At 61.5% G+C, this 21,715-nt stretch carries 15 protein-coding genes; 6 read left to right on the top strand and 9 right to left on the bottom strand.

The features are described from left to right. Window positions 1–84: 84 nt before the first annotated feature. The 7 genes from QP965_RS08465 to QP965_RS08435 form a co-directional block, all read right to left on the bottom strand. The gene (locus QP965_RS08465) at window positions 85–3,594 is read right to left on the bottom strand and encodes a DUF6923 family protein (protein ID WP_284844658.1); all 3,510 of its coding nucleotides are present in this window, start codon (window positions 3,592–3,594) and stop codon (window positions 85–87) included. Further along, entirely contained in the window at window positions 3,594–4,436 is an 843-nt protein-coding gene (locus tag QP965_RS08460) for a surface anchored protein (RefSeq protein ID WP_284844657.1), read from the bottom strand. The genes QP965_RS08465 and QP965_RS08460 overlap by 1 nt, the downstream gene beginning before the upstream one ends. Window positions 4,437–4,440: 4 nt before the next feature. Continuing rightward, window positions 4,441–5,349, bottom strand: coding sequence for a class C sortase (locus QP965_RS08455; RefSeq protein WP_284844656.1), 909 nt, complete (start codon window positions 5,347–5,349; stop codon window positions 4,441–4,443). Window positions 5,350–5,542: 193 nt separating this feature from the next. Then, a complete protein-coding gene (locus QP965_RS08450) occupies window positions 5,543–7,015 on the bottom strand; it encodes a SpaH/EbpB family LPXTG-anchored major pilin (RefSeq protein WP_284852686.1) in 1,473 nt (490 codons plus the stop codon). A gap of 639 nt (window positions 7,016–7,654) precedes the next feature. Next, window positions 7,655–9,436: an ABC transporter ATP-binding protein gene (locus tag QP965_RS08445; protein WP_284844654.1), complete on the bottom strand. Its 1,782-nt coding sequence runs from the start codon at window positions 9,434–9,436 to the stop codon at window positions 7,655–7,657. A gap of 3 nt (window positions 9,437–9,439) precedes the next feature. Next, window positions 9,440–11,125, bottom strand: coding sequence for a VanW family protein (locus QP965_RS08440; RefSeq protein ID WP_284844653.1), 1,686 nt, complete (start codon window positions 11,123–11,125; stop codon window positions 9,440–9,442). 34 nt (window positions 11,126–11,159) lie between these two features. After that, the gene (locus QP965_RS08435; RefSeq protein WP_284844652.1) at window positions 11,160–12,320 is read right to left on the bottom strand and encodes a glycoside hydrolase family 3 N-terminal domain-containing protein; all 1,161 of its coding nucleotides are present in this window, start codon (window positions 12,318–12,320) and stop codon (window positions 11,160–11,162) included. Between the two features lie 58 nt (window positions 12,321–12,378). On the opposite strand from QP965_RS08435, the gene QP965_RS08430 reads away from it, so the two are divergent. Genes QP965_RS08430 through QP965_RS08420 form a run of 3 tightly spaced genes read left to right on the top strand, consistent with a single transcriptional unit; the run spans window position 12,379 to window position 16,176 of the window. Further along, complete coding sequence (locus tag QP965_RS08430) at window positions 12,379–12,885, top strand: universal stress protein (RefSeq protein ID WP_284769128.1); 507 nt, start codon at window positions 12,379–12,381, stop codon at window positions 12,883–12,885. Window positions 12,886–12,907: 22 nt separating this feature from the next. Beyond that, window positions 12,908–13,105, top strand: coding sequence for a DUF2613 domain-containing protein (locus QP965_RS08425; RefSeq protein WP_005325448.1), 198 nt, complete (start codon window positions 12,908–12,910; stop codon window positions 13,103–13,105). Between the two features lie 2 nt (window positions 13,106–13,107). Then, complete coding sequence (locus QP965_RS08420) at window positions 13,108–16,176, top strand: alpha-(1->3)-arabinofuranosyltransferase domain-containing protein (protein WP_284769127.1); 3,069 nt, start codon at window positions 13,108–13,110, stop codon at window positions 16,174–16,176. Here QP965_RS08420 and QP965_RS08415 read toward each other — a convergent pair. Then, a complete protein-coding gene (locus QP965_RS08415; RefSeq protein WP_284844651.1) occupies window positions 16,097–17,257 on the bottom strand; it encodes an acyltransferase family protein in 1,161 nt (386 codons plus the stop codon). The two genes, QP965_RS08420 and QP965_RS08415, sit on opposite strands and share 80 nt — an antisense overlap. A gap of 9 nt (window positions 17,258–17,266) precedes the next feature. Here QP965_RS08415 and QP965_RS08410 point away from each other — a divergent pair, with 9 nt between their 5' ends. Continuing rightward, on the top strand, window positions 17,267–18,421 hold the full coding sequence (locus tag QP965_RS08410) for a PorA family protein (RefSeq protein WP_150850587.1): 1,155 nt from the start codon (window positions 17,267–17,269) through the stop codon (window positions 18,419–18,421). Continuing rightward, window positions 18,411–19,829, top strand: coding sequence for an MmpA family trehalose lipid delivery protein (locus QP965_RS08405; RefSeq protein ID WP_284769125.1), 1,419 nt, complete (start codon window positions 18,411–18,413; stop codon window positions 19,827–19,829). Before QP965_RS08410 ends, QP965_RS08405 begins: the two co-directional genes overlap by 11 nt. Here the strand turns inward: QP965_RS08405 and QP965_RS08400 are convergent. Further along, window positions 19,744–20,853 (bottom strand): glycosyltransferase family 4 protein, encoded by a 1,110-nt coding sequence (locus QP965_RS08400; RefSeq protein ID WP_284844650.1) that lies wholly within the window; start codon window positions 20,851–20,853, stop codon window positions 19,744–19,746. The genes QP965_RS08405 and QP965_RS08400 overlap by 86 nt on opposite strands. 24 nt (window positions 20,854–20,877) lie before the next feature. Here QP965_RS08400 and QP965_RS08395 point away from each other — a divergent pair, with 24 nt between their 5' ends. After that, entirely contained in the window at window positions 20,878–21,621 is a 744-nt protein-coding gene (locus QP965_RS08395) for a class I SAM-dependent methyltransferase (protein WP_284844649.1), read from the top strand. Window positions 21,622–21,715: the final 94 nt, after the last annotated feature.

Raw genomic sequence — 21,715 nt, 5'->3', positions numbered from 1 at the left:
CCGACAATGAGCATGCAATAAGGCCCGCCCTTCCCTGGTTATTGGAAAAGCGGGCCTTTTCTAAAGTTGCCGCAAGCGGTGGTTCTATGCCCAGCGGCGTCGCAAAGCGAGGCACCCTGCCGCGACAATCGCGCCACCAGCGAGCGCCCACAGGCCTACGCCCTCACCACCGGTCTTGGGCAGTGCACCCTTGGTGATGTCAGCGACCTGAAGGACGCCGATTTTCTTCACACAGTTGGCAGAGGTGTCAGATTCAGCGCACCTATTACTGGTGATCGCGGTCCCCCCGGAGAGCACCTTGATGACTGCATTGCCATTCTGATCCCACTCCGTCGAGAACTTGATCGGCGCGGGCAGCAGATTATAGCCGTTCGGTGCCTTGGTCTCGATGAGGTAATAAACGCCAGGGGCGTCCAAGCCTTCGAGCTTGACGCGGCCTGTGGTGGTGGTCGTGGACTGCTTCACCACGGGGTTAGCATCAGCGTTGACGCTGCCATCCGCGTTTAGCTTCAGGTTGCCGTTAGCATCACCGCGGTGGACGGTGAACTGCGCGCCGCCAAGCAACCCGTCGGTTTGGATCTCGTCCGGGTTGTCCGGATTATAGCTCGCCTTTTCGAGCAGGACGTCCATAGTTTCCTTGGTCTCCAGCGGGATACAGTCAGTATCCTTCCAGCCGCCTATTTCTGCCTCGTTCATGAGTCCAAAGTTGGGCTCGTGCAGGCCATCCTTGGTGTAGCAGCGGGTGTTTCCTGCAGGTTGGCTCGGGTACCCGGCGGGTACAGAGGTGCTGTCCAGCTTTGAACGATCCAGCTTGAAACGCACCGTCACCTCGTAGACATGCTGCCCTGTACTTCCGCCAACACCCTTGGATTTAGGTTTAATGATCTTCGGAGTGTCATTCTTGTTGAGTTCGTACGGACCGGCGCCCAGGTACGACTGCGGCTGACTGGTCCTGTTGAACTCATCCTTGAAGACCACAGTGGCTCCAGTCACCGTGGCAGCACCAACGAACTTCGGGGTGTCCGTGAGCTTGCCGTAGATCACGTCGTTGGTGTCGAAGCCAGGTGCGTCCGGTGCCTCAACTACGACGTTGTACTTCGCGGTATATTCATTCGCTGCACCAGGAACAGGTTGCGGTGTGCTGTCGACGGCAACCTTATTGAAACAGGCTTCAGTAGCGACGTTGTCATCTTCAGCCGGGCTAGACTCCCCGTCCGTGGCCTGGAAGGCCACCTTGTTGGGACTACACACCGTCTTGAGGTTGCCGTTCTCATCTTTTCGCACCGGCGCAGAGACGACATACTCTACCTTCGCGTGTCCGGGAAGGGTACCCACGTAACCCTTCATGTACCCCACCTCACCACTTGTGGCTGACGGCACGTCCATCCCGGCGTAAATGCCGCTCTCAGGTTTGATCTCATTGGGCCCCGGACCACGGCCGTTGACCACGGTAGATCCCGGACCAAAGCCCTCGAATTTCGCAGTGGGACCGGAAGCGTTCACTCCATAGTGAGTATCCGTTGGTAGGTATTCCCAGAATGTGCCGCCCGAACTGGTGTTATCCGTGGTGTTTTCCACGGAGATAGTCCAAAAAGTCCGCACCTCACCGTCCACCACCTTGGTCTCGGAGCGTTGCTTCTTCACCGCAATGTTTGATTGCAGCGCTGGCGGCGGCGGAACTAGGTCGGAGGCCGCGTCCGTGTTAAATGAAGCAGGCAGGTTGTTCATTATGTTGACCAGCTCGAACTTCGGGCTATCATCATCTGGGTTGGTGATCTTTAGCTCAAAGCCCAGCTGATTCGCATTCGCACTACCCGAGCCAAAACCCAGGTTTCCATTGGAGTAGGTCCACGCCTTGCCCCAAGAAGCAGAGGGGTTCGAGATCGTGCGCCCATCCAAGGTCTTGATGCCGGTGAGATCCCAGGTCCTGATGTCGCCGGTCTGTGTGTCAATGCGTTCAAGGATAAGCTTGTCGCCTGCCTGAGCCTTACTCTGGAAACCCCACATATACTTCTGGGCTTGCGGGAGCACCGCCCAGTCCTCCGAGTAGGACTTCTGGCTTCCTAGCACGCGTTGAGCCGTGACTTTGTCGACGTCGACCTTATAAAGGTGACGGCTACCAGAAGTGGACGTGTTGCCCACAAAGAATCCCTCGCTGGTGTACACGCCAGCGTTGAGGAGATCCCGGTCGCCGCTCGTTTCAAACGGGGTACCGGTACTTCCGGCCTTTAAAATAGGCCCAAGATTATATACTTCACCGGTTGCCGGATTGATCTGCAGGAGATTTCCTGCAGGGTAGCAGGGATCACCATTTTGACCGCGAATCTGGCTTACCGCATAAAGCCAGTTATCACTCGAATCAAAGGCTAGAGCATTGTATACCCAGGGAGTGGACTCTCCCACCTGGCGAAAGTCTCGGCCTTGGTTGACTTGACGGCTCAGAATGGAAGTGTCTCGGCGAAGATCCTTAGGTTCACTGGTTACAACGTAGACAGGGCTACCGTCGGCAAATTCAGCTGGGGTGAGATCGCGCTTTGGCTGTCTGCTTGTAACCGGATCTTGGCACTCCTCTTTCGCAGGAACGGTGAAGGAAGCTGTAAACACTGTATCGGCTGGCCCGCGGTGAACACCCTTAAACTGAATCTGTGCGGTGCCACCAATAGTAATCTGCGGCAGGATGACTTGGTATTCCTTGGCGCTAATCCTTTTGTAGGTCACCCTCGTCTCATACCAACCTCCGTTGGCACCGGTGTAATAGATCGTCAGGTCATCAGGGTTAGTCGATAAATAACTGTTAACGCTGGATTTGAGGGTAACCACCGTGCCTTGCGGAATGGACAGCTGGCCGCCAAAAAGCTCACCGGACGGAATCTTAAAGTTCGGGATATAGCGGCTTCCCTTAAGCACGTAACCATCGTTTTTCATCGTGATGGTTCGGTCGCCTGCAGCGTACGGGGTAATGTTCGGTGCTGCCATCAGGCGAGCTGGAGCCTCGTCAACGTCAGCAATTTCCAGCGGCTCAGTCACTTCCGAAGGAGCTTCTGGGGTTTCGCTGGATTCCGTTGAAGACGTGCTGGGCGTCTCCTCGGCTACTCCCCGCACATCGACGGACATCCCACTAAGTTCGGAATCCTCTACGACCGCTGGGGTCTTCAATGAGAAAGCTGCTCCTGCTGGCACGTCAGTAGAAAGGCCAGTGATTCGGAAAGTCACTGAAGAGCTGGTTGATTTTACAACGAGGTTGTCTCCTTCGCGGACGGGGATCACTTCGCCGTCGATAGTCAGTGTGTAGGCCGAGCCGTCGAACTCCAGTCCTGCAGTCTCAACAGTGAATTCCAACTCCTCCACGGTTCCGGCGTCAACAAAGTGGCCTTCAAATGTTGCGGAGTCGCCAACAGTCAGGCTCAGTTGGTCTGCGGAATCGAGCTTGGTGCGCAGGGTTGTGGTTTGTGCTTCGGCTACGGCACCAACGATTCCGGGCAGAGCAGCCGGTGCAGCAACACCAACAACGAGAGCCAGTGCAGCAATGAACGCCGCAAGAGCACGCCAGCGGTACACAACCGGCTCGACCGGATGAGAATCTGTCCAGGACATTAGCGTCCCTCGCTTTCTGAATTCTTCCTACGGCTAAAGGCAATCATCACGAAACCAGTGGCGATCAACACCATCGCTGCGGCAACCACACCGAGTACCTGCGCACCGGTCATCGCCAATGAGCCACTGTTCCCCGACGGAGCTGCCGGAGTGGAGGTCTTACCTGCACCTGGAGTACTCGACGGTGTTGTCTCGGGTTGGTGTGGCGGATTCCCAGGCTTAGTCGGTGGATAGTTTGGAGTTGTTTGCGGCGTGTTCGGATGCGACGGCGGAGTAGTCGGCGTCGTGGGCGGCGTTGGTGTTTCATCCGGTTTGTGAGTCTTGGCCACAATTACTCCTGGCACTGGTTTCGGATTGTCCGCCACAGTGTGGAATGGAACCGCTACCACAAATGGGTTGATCTCCCGGTAGGAGTTATCTGGCGCCGACGACGTCACTACGTAGAAGCCATCCGCTAGACCGTCAAAGGTCACTTCTCCATTGGCATCGGTGACCTGGTCCACGTGCACGTCGGTACGCCATTCACGAACCTCGGCCAGACCCGCGTCTTGCACGCGTGCTACATCGTCAGCGTTGTTTGGATCTAGGCCGGCGAGCCGGGCCAGATGTATCGTGACTCCCTGAATCTTTCCCGAAGGTGCCTGCCCATCGTCGTCGGGATTGCCCTGCGTAAGCCGAACAGTCACCGTATCCGTATCTACGGTGCGTTCCGCACCAGTAGTCTGTTGCCCGACAACCTGTACCGCACCCGCAGCAACGACGCCCGGCCCTGCGAACGCAACCGCACACGCTACTCCGACGGCAACCACTCGGGCCGACCATGCATTTGTCAACCTCTTCATCGCCTTACTCCCGCACGCTACTTTCCTTATTAATAACTTCTTGCACCCCGGTAGCCGCCTTCTGGCGACGCAGCCACCACACCAGCCAACACCCAATGACAATCACCGCAGCCAACAGCGCGTACATCCACCATTGCCAGCCCGGACCATGGGAGTTTTCAAACACCGACTCCTCCCCAGGCTCCATAGGAACCTGATGGCCACGCACCAGCAAGCGATGCGTGTTGATCCCGTACGGGGTGCACGTAATCAGTGTGACGTAATCCTGATCAGCGACTGGCCGTAGGCCATCTACCTCGCTCGGCAGCACAACTTGAATGTCGTCTACGACGTACTTCAATTTGTGGCCAGCAACCTGGATATAGAACACATCTCCCTCGGTGGCAGAGTCGAGGTGATCAAACATCGTCGAATTTGCCAGACCCGTATGCCCCGTAATGACGGAATGGGTTCCTGATCCACCGACCGGCAGGTCAGAACCATACAAATGCCCCAAACCACGCTGCAGTGTCTTATCTGCGGTGCCATGAAACACCGGAAGATCAACGTCTACTGCTGGGAACACGAGGCGGGCCATCGCTTCGGTCTCACCCAACTGCTTCAAATAAGCCTCATAGTCGGGATTGTCTACCCCGATACGGTTCAGCCACGGATCCAAGATCGGACCCGACGTATGTTCTTCGTTGTATGCATGTGCAGCATCCCACACCGAATCCTGCACCTGCGCCGGTGTCTCTTTATCCAGTCGCGCATATTCCTGCGCCACTCTTGAGGCGTTCCAATTGTTCCATGCGGTCGAGACCACTGGGTACAGCATCACCAACAACCCAACGACAACGATTACCGCCGGAAGGACTAGGCCTCCACGGAGCCTGTGCCGTCGGCCTGCATTTTGGCCTACCACCGTAGTCAACGACCCGCACCACCCAAAACAATGCCCCACGCGCTAGCGCAGCGCGACCGGGATTACAACGAAAGAGAATGAAGGGGACTGAAGTCTATACCTAGCCCAGTCCCCTCACTGGGTCGAGCACCATATTTTGATTACCCGACCCGCAGCGCAGACCATCATGGACAGTCTGCGCCACCGGAACTACGCCCGGCTATTAGTTGCGCGCGGTACGACGAGCGAACCAAGCACCAGCAGCAACAATTGCTGCGCCAATAGCAGCCAGGATGCCCACACCGGCACCACCGGTCATCGGCAGGTTCGGGGTGTCGCGCTTGATGTTTTCAATTTCAGAAACAAGGGTGACGGCGTCGTCACCCTCGAGCTCACCGGTCTTCGCGATGTTCTCGCGGGTAAAGTCAATCTCCACCGGCTTGTCCAGCTCGGCGTAACCAGCCGGTGCCTTGGTCTCCTTCAGGCAGAACTTCTTGGTTGCCGGGGAGACCTCCTTGCTGTCCTCGAAGTCGGTGACGTGCAGGCCGTCGATTGTGAAGGTGCCGTCAGCGCCGGTGGTCCACTTGTCGGCACCGTTAACGGTCAGTGGTTTCTCGCCGAGGTCGGTGGCCGAGGTGCACTGGTAGAGCTCGAACTCAGCGCCTTCCAGGACCTTGCCGGCCTCCTTGCCGTCCTTCTTCACAACCTTCAGCTTGCCGTGATAGGTCACGACCTCGTCGGTCTTGTTCCTGACCTCTTTGCCAGTGTTGGGGTTGTTGAAGATGACGTCAGCCTGGTTCTTCAGCTCAGTGGTGTCGCCCACTTCCTTGCGCTTGACCTCGAAGGTCAGAGACATCTTGTCACCGGACTTAACCTTGGCAAGGCCCTGGTCGGTCAGCTTAACGACGAGCTTGTTTCCGTTCTCAGCCGGATTGTTGACCTCGTAGTCACCGGCACCCAGAGCGGTCTCTCCAGCCTTGACCTCGGTGACCTTCTGGAAGTCCAAACGCTGGTCCAGCTGATCCTCGAAGCGGAAGGCAGTCAGGCTCTTGCCCTCGCCCCAAGTCGGAGCATCCGCATTGATGGTGTAGGAGTACGCGTCCTGGATGTTCTTATCTGCATCCTTGACAGTCTTCTCGGTCTTGGTCTCCGTGTTCTTTGGGTATGCGATGACGTCGTAGTTCCAGGCATCGGAAGCCTCGTTGACCATCGGGACCGACACGATGAACGGAGCACCAGCAACGATGCCGGCCGGAGCGTTAGTTTCCTCTACCAAGTAGATACCCAATGGCAGATCAGTGAAAGCTGCCTTGCCATCAGTGTCGGTGGTTGCTTCCTTGGTTTCCGCAGTCTTCTTGTCGTCCTTGACTTCAGCAGCGGTCTTCGGGAACGTCGCCCAATCACCGTTCTGCAGATCGTAATCGAGCTTGGTGATCTTGTAGGTCACACCAGGCAGAGCCTCACCCGGGACGCCCGCCATTTCCTTACCAGTGGCCCGACTATTGGTCTCGGCACCCTTCTTCTTGAAGAGGGTGATCGAACCCTTCTTAGTGAAATCGATGTTTGCTTTGTTCACGGCCCCCTGCTCAGCGCCAGGGTTCTCCTGGGCCAGTGCACCCGGAGCGGAAACGCCCAAAGCGAGTCCGGCGATAGCAGCGAAGGCAACTGAACGAGCGGTACGAGAGATCTTGTTCACGGAAACTGGTCCTTTACACGAGTTCTGAAATGAGGCACCGCGCCTCATTGGCTGTGTGCAATCCATTCCCCACGGTTCACGCACCATGACCTGACTCGTTGCTAAGAATCTTTCGCCTGCCGAGAGTAGTTTTCAGGTGGAAACGTCTACGCAGGCCCCAACCTTAACTAACGATAGCCTGTGGATTACATAACTAGATTCTACCCCAGCGTGTTGGGCAAAGTCCCCGACTAAAGCTCCTCCCCCGCAAAACCGGCTAAACTTCTCAAGAATCCGCACGGTCCACCCAAACGTGAAGACTCCTTCTGCAGTTCAACTAATGCTTTCGAGACGTCATCTAGTTTTGTGTGAAACTGAACACATTGCCCCTTTAAGGGGGTAAGCCTGCTCGATTTTACACCCGTTACATAGAATGCAAGCTTCACGCAGGAGAGTGGCTTCCCAGAGAGCACCTTCCAACGACGACGAAACGAACCATATATGCTGCCAATACCACCAGGTAGAACATCCCCTTTGATGACCCATAAAAGGAAGCGTCACCAAGAGCGCTCAAGGTACCCTGAACTCATTTAGATTCTCAGCCTTCAACAGCCCACGTACCAAAGAGTTAATAGCGTTAAGATTCCTGACAAGAGCTCTCTACGTACTCTGAGCCTCGTCGACAGCACGAAGAAGCGCCGCATAGGCACCGCCGCACGCAAGCAGCTCGGCGTGGGTGCCGCGCTCGACCACGCGGCCAGCGTCGGGGACGATGATCTGGTCGGCATCGCGGATAGTGGACAGGCGGTGGGCGATGACCAAGCGGGTAGCATCCGCGCCAAGCACTGCCTCCTGGATGGCGCGCTCCGTCTCGTTGTCGAGGGCGGAGGTGGCCTCATCCAAGATGAGCACCCGTGGTTGGCGCAGCAACGTGCGGGCAAGCGAAAGGCGCTGCTGCTCACCGCCGGAGAAGCGGTAGCCGCGCGAGCCCACCACTGTGTCCAGACCTTCCAGCAGCGCGGCGATGACCTCGTCCACGCGCGCGGCGTTAAGCGCCGCCCACATCTGTTCCTCACTCGCATTCGGCTGCGCGAAGAGGAGGTTCTCCCGCACCGTGCCGTGAATCAGGTAGGTCTCCTGGGAGACCACGCCAATGACCTCCGCGCGCTGCTCAGGTGGAATATCGCGCAGGTCGACCCCGCCCAGGTGCACGGTGCCTTCGGTCGGATCGGCAAGGCGCGCAAAAAGTGCGGCCACCGTGGACTTGCCGGACCCGGTATGCCCCACTAGCGCGGTGGTGGTGTGGGCGGGGATGGAAAGGGAGACGTCGGAAAGCGCGTCGGTGTCGGTGCCGGGGTAGCGGTAGGAGACGTGCTGGAGGGTGAGGGAGGCGTCGGCAAGCTGGGCGGGCTGGGTGGCCTCGGTGAGTTCGGGCTCCAGGTCCAGGTACTCGAAGATGCGGCTAAACAGCGCCATCGACGCCACCCACTGCGCGCCCACGTTGAGCAGGCCGGTAATGGGACGGAAGATCTGGGTCTGCAGGGTGGAAAAGGCGATGAGCGTGCCAATCGTAATGCCCGGGCGCAAGCCGGCCGCCAGGTAAATCAGGGCCGGCATCAAGCCGAAGATGATTTGCGTCAGCGCCATGCGCCAGCGCCCGGCCAACTGCGATTCCAGCTCCAAACGGATGAGGGAGCGGGAGGTTTTCTCAAAGCCGTCATAGACGCGCTCCTGCGCACCCAGCGTGGCCGCCAGGCGCATGCCGGACACGGACAGGTTCTCCGAAATGGTCTGCTGCAGCGTCGCCTGCGCGCGGCTGTTTTTCTCCATGAGGCTGCGGCGCAGAACGGCGGCGCGGCGGGTCAGCCACACTGCAGGCGGCAGTACCACCAGGGACAAAAGCGAGAGGGTAGGCGAAAGCGCCACCATCGCCACCAACGTAGCCACAGTCATGGTGAGGTTGCTGGCCACGGATGTCGCGGTTGTGGTCACCATGCCGCGCATCGCCGCGATGTCATTGGTCAGGCGCGACTGAATCTCACCGCCGCGGTTATTGGTAAAGAACTGCAGCGACTGGCGCTGCAGGTTGGCAAAGACCTGCGTGCGCAGCTCGTGCATGATGGTGTGCCCCACCCGCGCCGACAGAAAGGACTGGATAACGCCGATGGCCTGGGAGACCACGGTGATGGCCAGCATGCCGCCGACGAGCCACAGCAGCAGCGCGGTGTCGTGTTCAGGAATGGCCTCATCCACGGTGCGGCGCACCAGGAAAGGCTGCACCACCGTCAGCCCGGAGGTGGCGATGATGAGTGCCACCACCAGCAACAGCGTGCCGCGGTGCGGGCGAAACAGGCCGGCGACGCGGCGGAAGGCAACCGGGTGCTGGGCCAGCTGATCGATGTCCGCCGGGTCCTTCACCGCGGTGTGCATCGGCCGGGTCATGGCTTAACCGCAGGTAACGATGGGCTGCGGGTCGTAGACCGTGGTGGTGGTCTCCCGGGAGATCTCCTTGCCGGAGAGGTCCTTGATCACGCGGGTATCCGAGGTGGTGAAGCCCGGCGCGCCAGACGACGGCGAGCAATCCTCGCTCACCGACTTGCGCTGCGGCTCCGTCTTGGCCCAGCGGCCGTTGTTCACAGACTCAACGTCGACGGTCTTAGTGCCCTTCAGGCGCACGGTGATCTTGCCGCCACCAAAGTCGGTCTCGATGCGGACCGGGGTATTGAAGGTATTAGTGAACTGCAGGTCGATGGCGCCCTCGTACACGGTGGCCTCGCGGCCGGCTGGGTAGCGGGAAATGTAGTACGAGTGCGGGGTGTGGGCGGTGTCTTCCATGCCCGCAAAGTAGGCAGCGTTGTACAAGGTGGTGGCGAACTGGGAGATGCCGCCGCCCACGGCGGAGCCCGAGTGGCCATCGATAATGATGCCGGACTCAACGTAGCCCTGTGCCGTGCCGCGAGGGCCCGTGTGGCCGTTGAGGGAGAAGGTCTCACCCGGGTTGACCACGGCGCCGTTGACCTGTTGGGCCACCAGCTCGATATTCTTGCCGGAGGCAGCGGAGTAGCCCTCGGTGGTGAACTCGCCCACGGTGTCGTTGAAGGTCGCCTTCTTGGCATCGTCGGTGGTGAACTCAGCTGGGTCCGGCTTGTAGGTAGCATCCCACTCGCGGTCATCGCCGGTCACGCGCTTGTCAAAGTCTTTCATGGTCGGCTCCCAGTCGATGATCTCGCCGTCTTCGGACGGGGTGATCTGCTTGTCGTTGCCGTTGAAGGAAATCTTGGCATTTACGCCGGGGACATCGGCGCCCTCGGAGCGCTCGGCCAGCAGCTCCTGCGCGCGGTTGGTATCCACGGCGAGCTTGAGCTTGCCGTCTTTCTTTTCAATGCTGGTGAACTGGGAGATTTCCGGCTTATTCAGGGTAGCGGTGACATTATTCTTGGCCTTCAATGTAATGGGATTATCCAGCGCCTTGGCGGCATCGCCGGTGCGCATGGCCTCGATAGCTTCATCATTGATGGCCGGCTCTACTTCTTCTGGGTCCACGTTTACTCCCTCGGAATCGAGCCAATTATCCGTAACCGCATTGTGCAGGGAGCCGGCATCCACGGTTTGGCCGAGCTTGGGGTCGGTGACCTTGAGCTCACCATTGTTGAGCTCCAACATGCCATCGACTGGATCGGTGGAGAGATCCTTCTTCACGCGGTCCAAGGCCGGCTGAAGTTGGGCCTCGTCCACGTTGGTTTCTACCGGAATATCCCGGGTGGAGCGGAAGAAGCTATACAGGCGGGTAAAAGGATTGAGGGAAGGCTCCTCAATATTGTCCACGGCGCGCTGGTTGTCCAGGGCGAGGCCCGACTCGGAAGGGACCAGATCGGTGTGCAGATCGCCGGAGGTGACGCTCACGGGCTCGGTTTCTACGCCCGCAAGCTCGTCTTCGAGCTTCTCCACGGCGGCGGTGCGATCCATGGCGGAGATATCCACGCCGTTGACGGAAACGGCGCGCGGAATCTTGTCCTGGTTGGCCGCGACATCCCAGGCATAAGCAATGCCCGCGATCAGGACAAGGCCGACCAATGCGCCGAGCGCGATGAGCCAGCCTTTAGCACCGTTTTTTCCTTCTGCCTTTTTCACGCCTTAAAGGTTAACGGTTTTAGTGGCGTTTTTCCTAGTCTTGTGCTGGCTCGGGTGCAGTTCCGGCCGGGGGAGCGCTGACATGGCGAGCCGCGTCCGCAAGGCGTTCGAGTGGCAGGCGGCCGCCGTTGACGGCGCCGACGACGGCGTCAATCACCGCATTAATATCGCCTTCGGTGGACCACAAGGGCATGTCGGCTCCGGCATTGAGGGAGGTCACGACGGCGTCGGCAAGCGGGAGCGAATCTGCAATCGCCTTCATGCCGCCGATGTCATCGGTATAGATGGGCCCGTCGTACTGCAGGGTCTCGCGGGCTAGGCCATAGGCCTCCGGCAGGATAGAAGCGGGAGTCTGACCATCGCCCAAGCCGGGCACTGCGAGGTGGCCCATCATGAGCGCGGCATTGGGCGCTTGAGGGAGAGCGGTTTTAAAAGGAATGAACTCGTGGCCTTCTAGTTCTTCTAGCGGCGGGGTAACGGCCTCAGCCAGGTGGGTATCGCCAGAGGCGCGGCCGTGGCCCGGGAAATGCTTGAACACGGCCTTGACCCCGGCGGAATCCAGCCCGCGGGCAAAGGCCGCGCCATACTCGCTTGCTTGGACCGGATCGGTGGAAAAGGATCGATCTCCCACCACCTCTAGGCCATTGCCATCGACGTCGAGCACCGGTGCAAAGTCCACGTTGATGCCATGCGCCTTCAGGCTCGTGCCCATCTCGTGCGCAAGCTGCTCCACCTCTTGTGGGGAACGCTCGGCCGCCATCTGTTGCGGGGAAGGGTACTCCCCGAGGACGTCGGAAAACCGCTGCACGCGCCCGCCCTCAAAATCGATAGAGACCTCAAAGTCGCGGCCCACCTCTTGGCGCAGGGCATTAATGTCGCGACCCTCTTCCTGCAGCAGGTTTGGATCCGCCCAGCTGGGAATAAAGATTCCGCCCACACCTGCCTCCAGCTTGGCCTTAGCGTCGTCGTAGTTGGTGACCGGCGGCATCAGCACAGAGGCAGCCATGGCGCGGATGTCCTGCTGCGGGGCGGCCTCCTGCGAGGTCTCTTCGTGCGTTTCATGCGTTGCGGCAGGTGAGCTCGACGCAGCCGGAGTGGTGGAGTCCTGGCTCTCGTTGTCCTCCTGGGTGGAGGTAGAGCAGGCTCCCAAGGCCGTCACGAGGGCGAGGCTGGCAAGGATGCGCGGAGTTTTCATGCCTTCTAGTGTGCAATATTCCTCGCGTTCTGTCGCAAGCGGTGGGTAGACTAGTGACATGAGTAACGGCGAGACAATGCTAATTGCCTACGATGGCACCGAACGAGCCGGCCGCGCCCTCGAGTACGCGGCCCAGCTGCTGCGGCCCACCACGGTAGAAATCCTCACCGCCTGGGAGCCGGTAGCCCGGCAGACCGCACGCGCCGTCAGCCGCACCGGAATGCACCAGTCCACCGTTTCCCCGGACCGCGTCGAAGAGGATCCGGCCTATGAGGAGGCACTGAAGATTTGTCGCCAAGGCATCGAGCTGGCCGAAAGCCTGGGCCTAGCCGGCCGCGCCCACCTGGTGGAATCCGCCACCACCATCTCCTCCGCCATCATTGATGCCGCGCATGAGCTGGACGTGGACGTCATCGTGACCGGTACCCGCGCCCTGACCGGCTTCCGCGCGTGGTGGACCAACTCCACCGCCGACCAGATTGTGCGCAATGCCGGCCTTCCCGTCTTCATCGTGCCGCAGGAAAACGAGGATGACGCGGACGATGATGAGGCAGAATACTTCTAAATAGCTGCTAATATCTTTAGCCATGGCTCTGGAAACCGATTCTTTGAACAAGCGCACCCTTGGCCCTGCCATCGGTAGCGCTGTTGTGGGCATCGCGCTCGGCGTCATCACCATCATCGGCATAGCACAATTCTCCGGCACCGATACCGTGCCGGAAGGCAATGCGGTTTCTGCTTCCGATGCGGTTTTGGGCGGCCCTGAGTACGGATCCCGCAACTAGGTGTGCGTACCCACCGCGGGCGGCTTGCCCGCCCCTACCCGCTGGGGATTTTTGCCCTAGCGCTCATCCTTCTCGTGCAGCCGTGGGGGTTGACGGCGGCCGATACCAAGCATGATCTGGCGGCCAATCCGCTGCACTTTCTCCGCGGGGCGCTCAGTGCTTATACGGATACCTTTACCCTGGGGCAGCTACAGAATCAGGCCTATGGCTATCTCTTTCCCCAGGGACCTTTCTTCGTTTTAACCCAGCCCCTGCCCGATTGGGTGGCCCAGCGCCTCTGGTGGCTGCTGGTCTTAAGCGTCGGCTTCATCGGCTTCCATAAGCTCGCCTGCAAGGTGGGCCTGCGTGGCTGGTGGGTCTGGGTGGCAGCGATGCTCTACGCGCTCTCGCCTCGCGCGCTTTCTACCCTGACCGCCATTTCTTCTGAGACCTGGCCGGTCATGCTGGCCCCCTGGGTTATCCTGTCCTTCCTTAATGCCAAGCTCACCTGGCGCGATGCCGCCGCGGCCACCATCCCCGTAGCGCTGATGGGCGCGGTCAATGCCACCGCGACCATCGCGGCGTGTATCCCGGCCGCTGTAGTCCTGCTCTACCGCCGCGCCTTCACGCCCGGCGCGGCCTGGCTCTTAGGATGCCTCGCGGTATCGGCTTGGTGGATCGGCCCGCTCGTCGTGCTTGGCCGCTATGCCCCGCCGTTTACGGAATTCATCGAGTCCGCCCGCGTGACCACGCGCTGGCTTAACTTGCCCGAGATTCTGCGCGGCACCACGAGCTGGACGCCGTTTGTCGATACCGAGCGCGTTGCCGGCTATGAGCTAGCCACCGAGTCCTTCTTTGTGCTGGTCACCATGGGAATCGCAGCCGTGGGCATGTACGGGCTCACCAAGCTGCCGCGCGTGTGGTCCGTCATGCTGGTGGTGGGCATCGCTGTGCTGGGCTGCCAGGTGGCGTGGTACCTCGATGCGCTCGATGGACCGCTGGCCGCGCTGCGCAACCTGCATAAATTCGATCCGCTGGTGCGCATCCCGCTGCTGTTAGGCGTGGCTCGCGCCTGCGCCCATCTTCCACTACCGAGGAGTTTGCGCCCCACCAAGAGGCAGACGGTGGGTGCACTGACGCTGCTGTTGTGCATCGCGGTGGTCTCCCCGGCATGGTCACAGCGCTTGCTGCCGCTGGGTGCCTATAAAGAGGTGCCCTCCTACTGGCACGAGGCCACGGACTTTATCAATACCCATGCCGCCGATACCCGCACCCTTATCTACCCAGAGGCGTCCTTTGCCCGGCAGACCTGGGGGTGGACGCGCGACGAGCCGGCCCAGCCGCTGCTCGATGTCCCTTGGGCCGTGCGCGATGCCATTCCGCTCGTGCCCCCAGAGGCCATCCGCGGGCTCGACGGCGTCATGGCCGCACTCAAGGAAGATCCGGCTACCGGCGTGCGCTCCCTTCAGCGCCTGGGCCTCGGCGCGGTCATGGTGCGCCACGATCTCTTCACCGGCGAGGACGAGGCGCTGGCCAGCAAGTTTGGCGGCGAAGTCCATCGCTTCGGCGAAGTCGATGTCATCCTGCTCAACCACGCCGGCATGTCCTTAGGACCTACAGATCCAGTGCGCGTGGCCGGCGGTGGGGAAGCCCTGGCGCTTCTCGACGCCCACTCCACCCCCACCACCCGACAGCTCGTCGATCGCGACGCCGATATCGTCACCGATACCCCGACGCTCACAGACCGCAACTACGGCACCCTCGATGGCCCCATCTCCGCACCCCTGGCGGCAGACGATCCCAGCCACGTGAATAACCGCCTGCGCGACTATCCCTCCGCTGGGCCGCTTACCCAGGTGGAAACCCACGGTGGTTCGGTGGCGGTCTCCTCCTCGGCCGCCGATGCCACGGCATTCGGCGGGGCACAGCCGGAAAAGTCCGCCACGGCCGCGGTGGATGGGGAAAACTCCACCGCTTGGTGGCCCGCGCCGGGCGATGATGCCGGGTGGATTGAACTGCGCGGCGAATTCACCCAGCCGCGCCTCAAGCTCATGGCCACCAGCGCCACCACGGTGACCGTGCGCTCTGGCAGCGCGGCCGTAGACGTGGACTTGCAGCCCTTCCGCTCGCAGGAAGTCCGCGTTCCCGGCGGCGATACCGAGTCCATCCGCGTGGAGCTATCCCACCGCACCGGCATCGCGGAGTTAGGGGTGGAAGGCCAGCCGGTCGAGCGCGTGGTGACCGTCCCGGATACCTCCCCTGACGTGCACCAATTCTTTTTCCAGCGCATGCTGCAGGATACCGGCGTGCTCATCCGCGATTTCACAGCGCCGCGCCCCATGCGCGTGACGGTGGATTCCACCAAGCCCGTGCTTATCGACGCCCACCGCTACTCCCCCGGCGATTCCCTCACCCTTACTCCTGGCACGCACCGCGTGCGCACCACGGGGCCGTGGGTAAGCCTGCGCGAGGAGGGCTGGCAACCAGCAGGCTCTTCCGAGCCCACCGGGTACTCGATTGCAGCCACTGATGAGGATCGTCTCTTGGTCACCGGTCGCGCCTTCAATAAGGGCTTGCGCGGCTACCTAGGCGAGGAAGAGCTCACCCCGCGCGAGATCGATGCGGCCACCCAAGCTTTTGTCATTCCGGCCGGCCGCTCCGGTGACTTCCGCATGACCTTTAGCGCCCAACCGGTTTACCGCGCCACCCTCCTCTTCGGCGGTGCGCTGGGGTTACTTGCCCTCGGCCTGTGCATCCTGGCGGCCGCGCGGCGCCCGTCCCAGCCCACTTGGCGCGCGCCGCGCGGCGGCGCTGTCTCGGCCGTGGTCGCGCTCGGCGCGCTGGCCCTCACCGGCTGGCCGGCCGCGGTCGCGGCCATTGCCGCTTGGTTAGTGCTGCGCTGGACCACCATCCCACGCGCCTACCTCGCGCCCGGTGTCGTGGCGGCGGCCGGGGCGATCCTCGCCCGCGCGCCGTGGACATCAGGATCCTATGCGGGCGATTCGCTCCTGCTTAGCTGCTTGTGTGCCGCGGGCGTGGCCTGTCTTTTCGCCTCCGACCGAGGAGAAGATCCCGGCCGGGACGCTCGATGAGCGTATAGCTCGCGGCCGAGACCACCACGGTGGCCACCACCGTTACGGCCAGCATCACCCAAAAGTCCAGGGGCTTCCCGCTAAACAGCGGCACCCCGGTAAGCGGAAACGCCAGTCCCAGAATGGCCACATGCCACAAGAAGATGGAATAGGACCACGCGCCCAGTGCCTGCATGAGCGGGCTGGTCAGCCAGGACTTATCCCGTGGGGCGAGCGCTACCGGGATCACTACGACGGCGGCAAAGGCCGCTCCCGCAATGATCCGGCGGGAAAATTCACCTGGCTCTGGATGCACCAGCCCCTGCGGCCCGAACCACTCACGGCTGGCAAGCCACAGCACCACCGCTGCCACGAGCCACCATGCCCAGCGCGGCCGCAACACGCGCTGCACGCGCCGGCTAACACCAGCTTCTTCGCACTCCGCGGCCAACATTCCCACGGCAAACCACGAAGCATATGCCGGCGGCCAAATCTGCGAATTGACCTGATCCTTGGCGTAATCGGCCACAAAGGGAACAAAACCCCAGGACCAGCTAACAACGGCGCCCAGCGCGATGGCTGCTACCCGCCAGCGCCGCGGCAGCGTTCCAAGAAGCCACACCAACACAGGCAGGGCAAGGTAGAAGAAGAACTCCACGCATAGCGACCACAGGTGGGTAAGCCCCGGCGCTAACCCGTCCACCACATAAATCTGGGTGGACGTGAGGTTACTCAGCAGTTGAGTGAGGGTGAGCGAGTGGGCGTCGGGAAGCAGAAGCATCACCGCCACCACGCAGGCATAATAAGCCGGTAACAGGCGCGCCACGCGCGAGCGCCCGTAGCCGGATAAGGTGTGCAAGCCGCGGCGGCGCCACAGCAGGAAGGCACTAAGCGCAAAGAAAACGGCGACAAAAAAGTCGAAGCGCCCCGCAAAGCCCCACCCGGTTCCGGTCTGAAAAGACACGTGGGTGACAATGATTCCAAGGGAGGCGACCGCGCGTAGACCGTCCAGCTCCGGCAGATGCTGGGGTACGCTTTTCACAGATGCCTGCGGCTGCACGCTTGCTCCTAACCCCGGATCGACCTGAAACTGATTGGACATACTACTGCAATGAAACGCTACCTTTGGCCACGCTCGCCACTGGCGTGGGTTGTCATTGCCGCCGTCATTTTCTTGGTGCTGGGTACCGTGGTGCCGCCTCTGTATAACAACCAAACCCGGCCGCTGGCCTTCGACCAAAACATCAACACCGTCACCGCGCCGTCGGCTGGCGTGTGGATGGATGCGCCCGAGTTTATCGCCGGGGCCAAAGCCACCGGCGATAGCAAAGACCCGCAGTGCCAGGAAAAACAGGCACCCATGTGGTGCTACCTGCACCACGACCTGCTTACTATCGAGCGCAATACCACCACCTCTGAGGTGGCAGAAGATGATGCGCTCGCTAACTCCGATTCGCTCTCTCGCCTGCTCGCCGGCAATACTCCCCTTGCCCGAATCACGGAGCATTCCGTGTTGAACCGCGAGTCCACCTACCCAGTTGCTGCGCCAAAGGATAAATGGAAGTTTGTGCTACCGGCGCTGGATACCGGCATGGCCCGCACCGACTTCGAGCGCGATGGAATCAACTACTTCTTTCCCTCCGGTACCGAGCAGCGCTCCTATCCGTTTTTCGATCTAGCGACGCAATCCTCCACGGCGGTGGACTTCACCACGACGGAAAAGCTCGACGGTATCCCTACCTATTCTTTCCACCACGATATCCAGCCCATTTCCTTGGCTGATATGCGCAAAAGCATTACCGCCGAGGTCGATACCGGCACCGGCGATAAGCAGCTAGCGGCCGAGGATTTCCGCATCTCCGGGCCAGCGAAGCGGTTCTACGACGCCGAGTCACGCGAGCTCCTCGGCTTGGATGCCACTGACCGAGTCACGGTCGAGCCCTTCTACACCATCGGCCGCGATATCTCCGTCGAGCCGACCACCGGCACCATGGTGGACCTGCGCGAGAACATCAAAATCTTCTTCGCCGCGGACGAAAAGCAGGCCGGCACCATGGTGGCGAATGACGATACAGAAGACCGCTCCATCCTTGCCGCTGATCTGCGCTGGTCCGATGAGACCCGCGCGGAGCGCCTTAATGAGGTGCGCCCGGTCATTCGCACCATTCGCGCCTTGATGGTGGTCGGATGGGCCGGCAAGGCCATCGGCGTTGGTCTATTGCTCTGTGCCGCCTATATGTACATGCGCCGCCACCGTGAAGGCTAGGCGTCTTTTACTCCTTATCTGGGGCACCCTCCTCGTGGCCGCGGTGTGCTGGCCCTTTGCCTTGCCCGGCGAGTTCTTGTGGCGCGATATGGCGTTGCTTGACCATCCGGCCCTTTCCCCTTCTGCCTTTGGTGGCGGCAGTCTGCCCGCCCGCAACGCACCGCAAGACGGTTTCCTCGCTCTCGTGGGCGGCGCGTGGGCGGCACGGGTGCTCATTTTTGCCGCCGCCGCGTCCTCCGCGCTCACCGCGGCGCGCTGGGCGCGCTCTACGGTCGCCGCGGTGAGCGCGATGGCAGTGGCGGTGGCCAATCCCTTCGTCATCGAGCGTCTCCTGCAGGGCCAGTGGTCGCTTGCGGTCGCTGCGTGGCTGCTGCCGGTCATCGCGTGGGCCGGAAAGCAACGCAGCTGGGTGGCGTGGCTGGCCATGTGGGGAGCATCGCTTACCCCTACGGGTGGTCTCTTTGCCGTGGTGACCGCGGCGGTGACCTGCCGCAAGCGGGTAGCCCTCGGCGGCGTGGTCTTGTGTTTGCCGTGGGCCATTCCGGGCATGTTCAATCCCGCCGCACCCGGCGATACCGCAGCGGCGGTGGCCGCGTTTGGCCCGCGGGCAGAAGACTACGTCGGCACCGCGGGCGCGCTGCTGCGACTCGGCGGCATATGGAATGCGGAAGCGGCCATCGGGTTCGCTGTGTGCGGTGTCATCGTGGCAGTCATCGCCTTGCTCGGGGCGTGGCGGGTTCCCGCGCGGTTAAGCGTCCTCGCGGCGATAGGGCTCGGCGGGACGATGTTCTTCTGGCTGGTTCCCGGCGCTCTGGTGTGGTCCATCGATCACGTACCGGGGGCGGCGCTGCTGCGCGATAGCGGGAAACTGACCATGTTGGCGTTGCCGCTCTATGTGGCCTCGCTGGGGGCGCTGCCGAATCTGCCAGCGGCACTGGCCACCGTGGCTGCGACCGTGCAGCTGCTGCCCGTTCCGGGACGCCTCGCAGTGCTCGCACCGCGGGATACGGGGATAGATGAGCAGTTGGTGCGCGCGATTGACGGCCGCGTGGCCTTCTTCCCAGAACGCGCCAACCTCGTGGAGGTTCCCGGCGGCGTGGCCGTCGACCCCTACTCCAAGGCGGTGGCCATGGTGGAATCGGGGGAATTAAGCGTAGACGGGACCGTGGTGGACCAAGCCTCCCCGCCGTACCGGGCGGCACTGCGCGCGTGGGAAGAGCACGATATGGACCGGTTGGCCGAGATCGGCGTTGGCGTAGTCGTGATGGACGGTGCCATAGCCGCGGAAACGAACGCGCCGCGGCCGCAGGTTCCGTGGGCGCTTACCGCTTTGTGGATGGCGTGTCCGCTACTAGCCCTTGCAGCAATTCCGCGAACTGCTCGCCGGTCTTCTCCCACGAGAAGCTAGCGGCAAAATCCCGCGCGTTGGAGCCGAGGGTGCGGCGAAGTGGGGCGTCGGCAAGCAGCTGCTTGGTGGCCGCCACGAAGTCCTCTTCGCGCTCTACCAGGATGCCGGTCTTGCCGTTAATAACGCTGTCACGCAGGCCGAACGTATACCCAACGGCGGGGACTCCATGTTGGGCCGCCTCCATTACTGCCAGTCCCCATCCCTCTTTGCGCGAGGGCATAAGCAAGGCATCGGCGCGGGCGAGCAGGGCATGCTTATAGTCCTCGGTCACCTGGCCGCGGAAGCGCACGCGATCGCTTACCCCATGCTCCTCGGCATAGGCGCGCAGGTTAGCCTCCCACCAGCCGGAGCCGATGACGTCCAGGACCGCGCCCGGGGTCTGTGCCACCGTATCCATGGCATGCTCGATCTGCTTATGCGGCACTAGGCGCGAGAGCGTGACCAGGTGCACCTCGGCCTCTCGTTCCAGGGAAGGAACGTGATCCGGAACCGGGTCCAGGCCATTGGCGATGATGTGCGCGCCCTTAATGCCCAGCGCCTCTAAATCCTCACGGGAGGCCTCAGACACGGTGACATAGGGAGCGCCGCGATACACGCGCGGGGCCACCCGGGACTCGAGGAACCAACCGAGCCGGCCGAGGAGTGGACCTGCCACCGGCCACTGTTCGCGGTGGCAATGGTGAGTAAGCAGCACCGTCGGTGCTCCAGACACCAGGCGAGCGAAGAAGGGGATGCCATTTTGTGTATCAATCACCGCATCCACTCCGCGCAGGTCCCCCAGCCCCAGGCGGCCGGCCAGCATCGCCGCCCAACCACGCGGATACACGCCAAATTTGGCGCCGCCGCGACTATAGCGCACGCCGTCGCGCACCTCCCGGCGCGCGGCATTCATGTGCTTGGAGGTGCGAAAGACCACCTCGTGGCCCTGGGCTGCCAGGTACTCGCCCACGCGCTCCAAATAGCGCTCCGAGCCACCGCCTTGCGGGTGGGTGGAATCGCGCCAGCATAGTAAAAGAATCTTCATCGTGAGGTATTAGCCTAGTGGGTTATGAGACATACCCGTGAGATGGCCACGCTCCGCCGCTCCATTCAGCTGCTGCGTTCCTTCCGCTTTGAGCAGACGCACCCGGAGATTTTTTACGGCGGGCTCGCGGAGGATACGGCCGCGCTGGTGGAGAACCTCGGCCGCGACCTGGGCGTGCAGCTTTCTGGGGCACGGGTGCTCGATGTCGGCGGCGGCCCAGGCTATTTTGCGGACGCCTTTGCCCGGCGCGGCGCCCGCTACGTGGGATTGGAGCCGGATGCGGGCGAAATGTCGGCGGCCGGTATCCACTTGAGCAATTCCGTGCGCGGCGATGGCACCAACCTGCCCTTTGCCGATAATTCCTTTGACGTGGTCTATTCCTCTAACGTGGCTGAGCACATCCCCAATCCCTGGGATATGGGCGAGGAGATGCTGCGCGTAACCCGCCCCGGTGGCCTCACCATCCTGAGCTACACGGTGTGGCTTGGCCCCTTTGGCGGCCACGAGACCGGCCTGTGGGAGCACTACATTAGCGGCGAGTTTGCCCGCGACCGCTATACCCGCCGCCACGGCCATCCGCCCAAGAATGTCTTTGGCACCTCGCTTTTCGACGTCCCCTGCTCCGCCGGCCTTGCCTGGGCCCAGCGCACCGGCGCGCTCAAACTCGCCTTCCCCCGCTACCATCCCAGCTGGGCTTGGTGGCTCACCCGTGTACCAGGGGTGCGGGAGTTTGCGGTGTCTAACCTGACGTTGGTGTTACAAATGTAGCCCCCAACAACGCTGACGTGAACTGGCCCCCGAAAGTTGGACTGGTTTAATTCTAGGCGGTTAGGGCTTCAAGGGTCTGATTTCGATATTGCAT

This window comes from Corynebacterium sp. MSK074 (assembly GCF_030229735.1).
GTDB lineage: Bacteria > Actinomycetota > Actinomycetes > Mycobacteriales > Mycobacteriaceae > Corynebacterium.
This window is presented reverse-complemented; position numbering and strand designations above follow the sequence as displayed.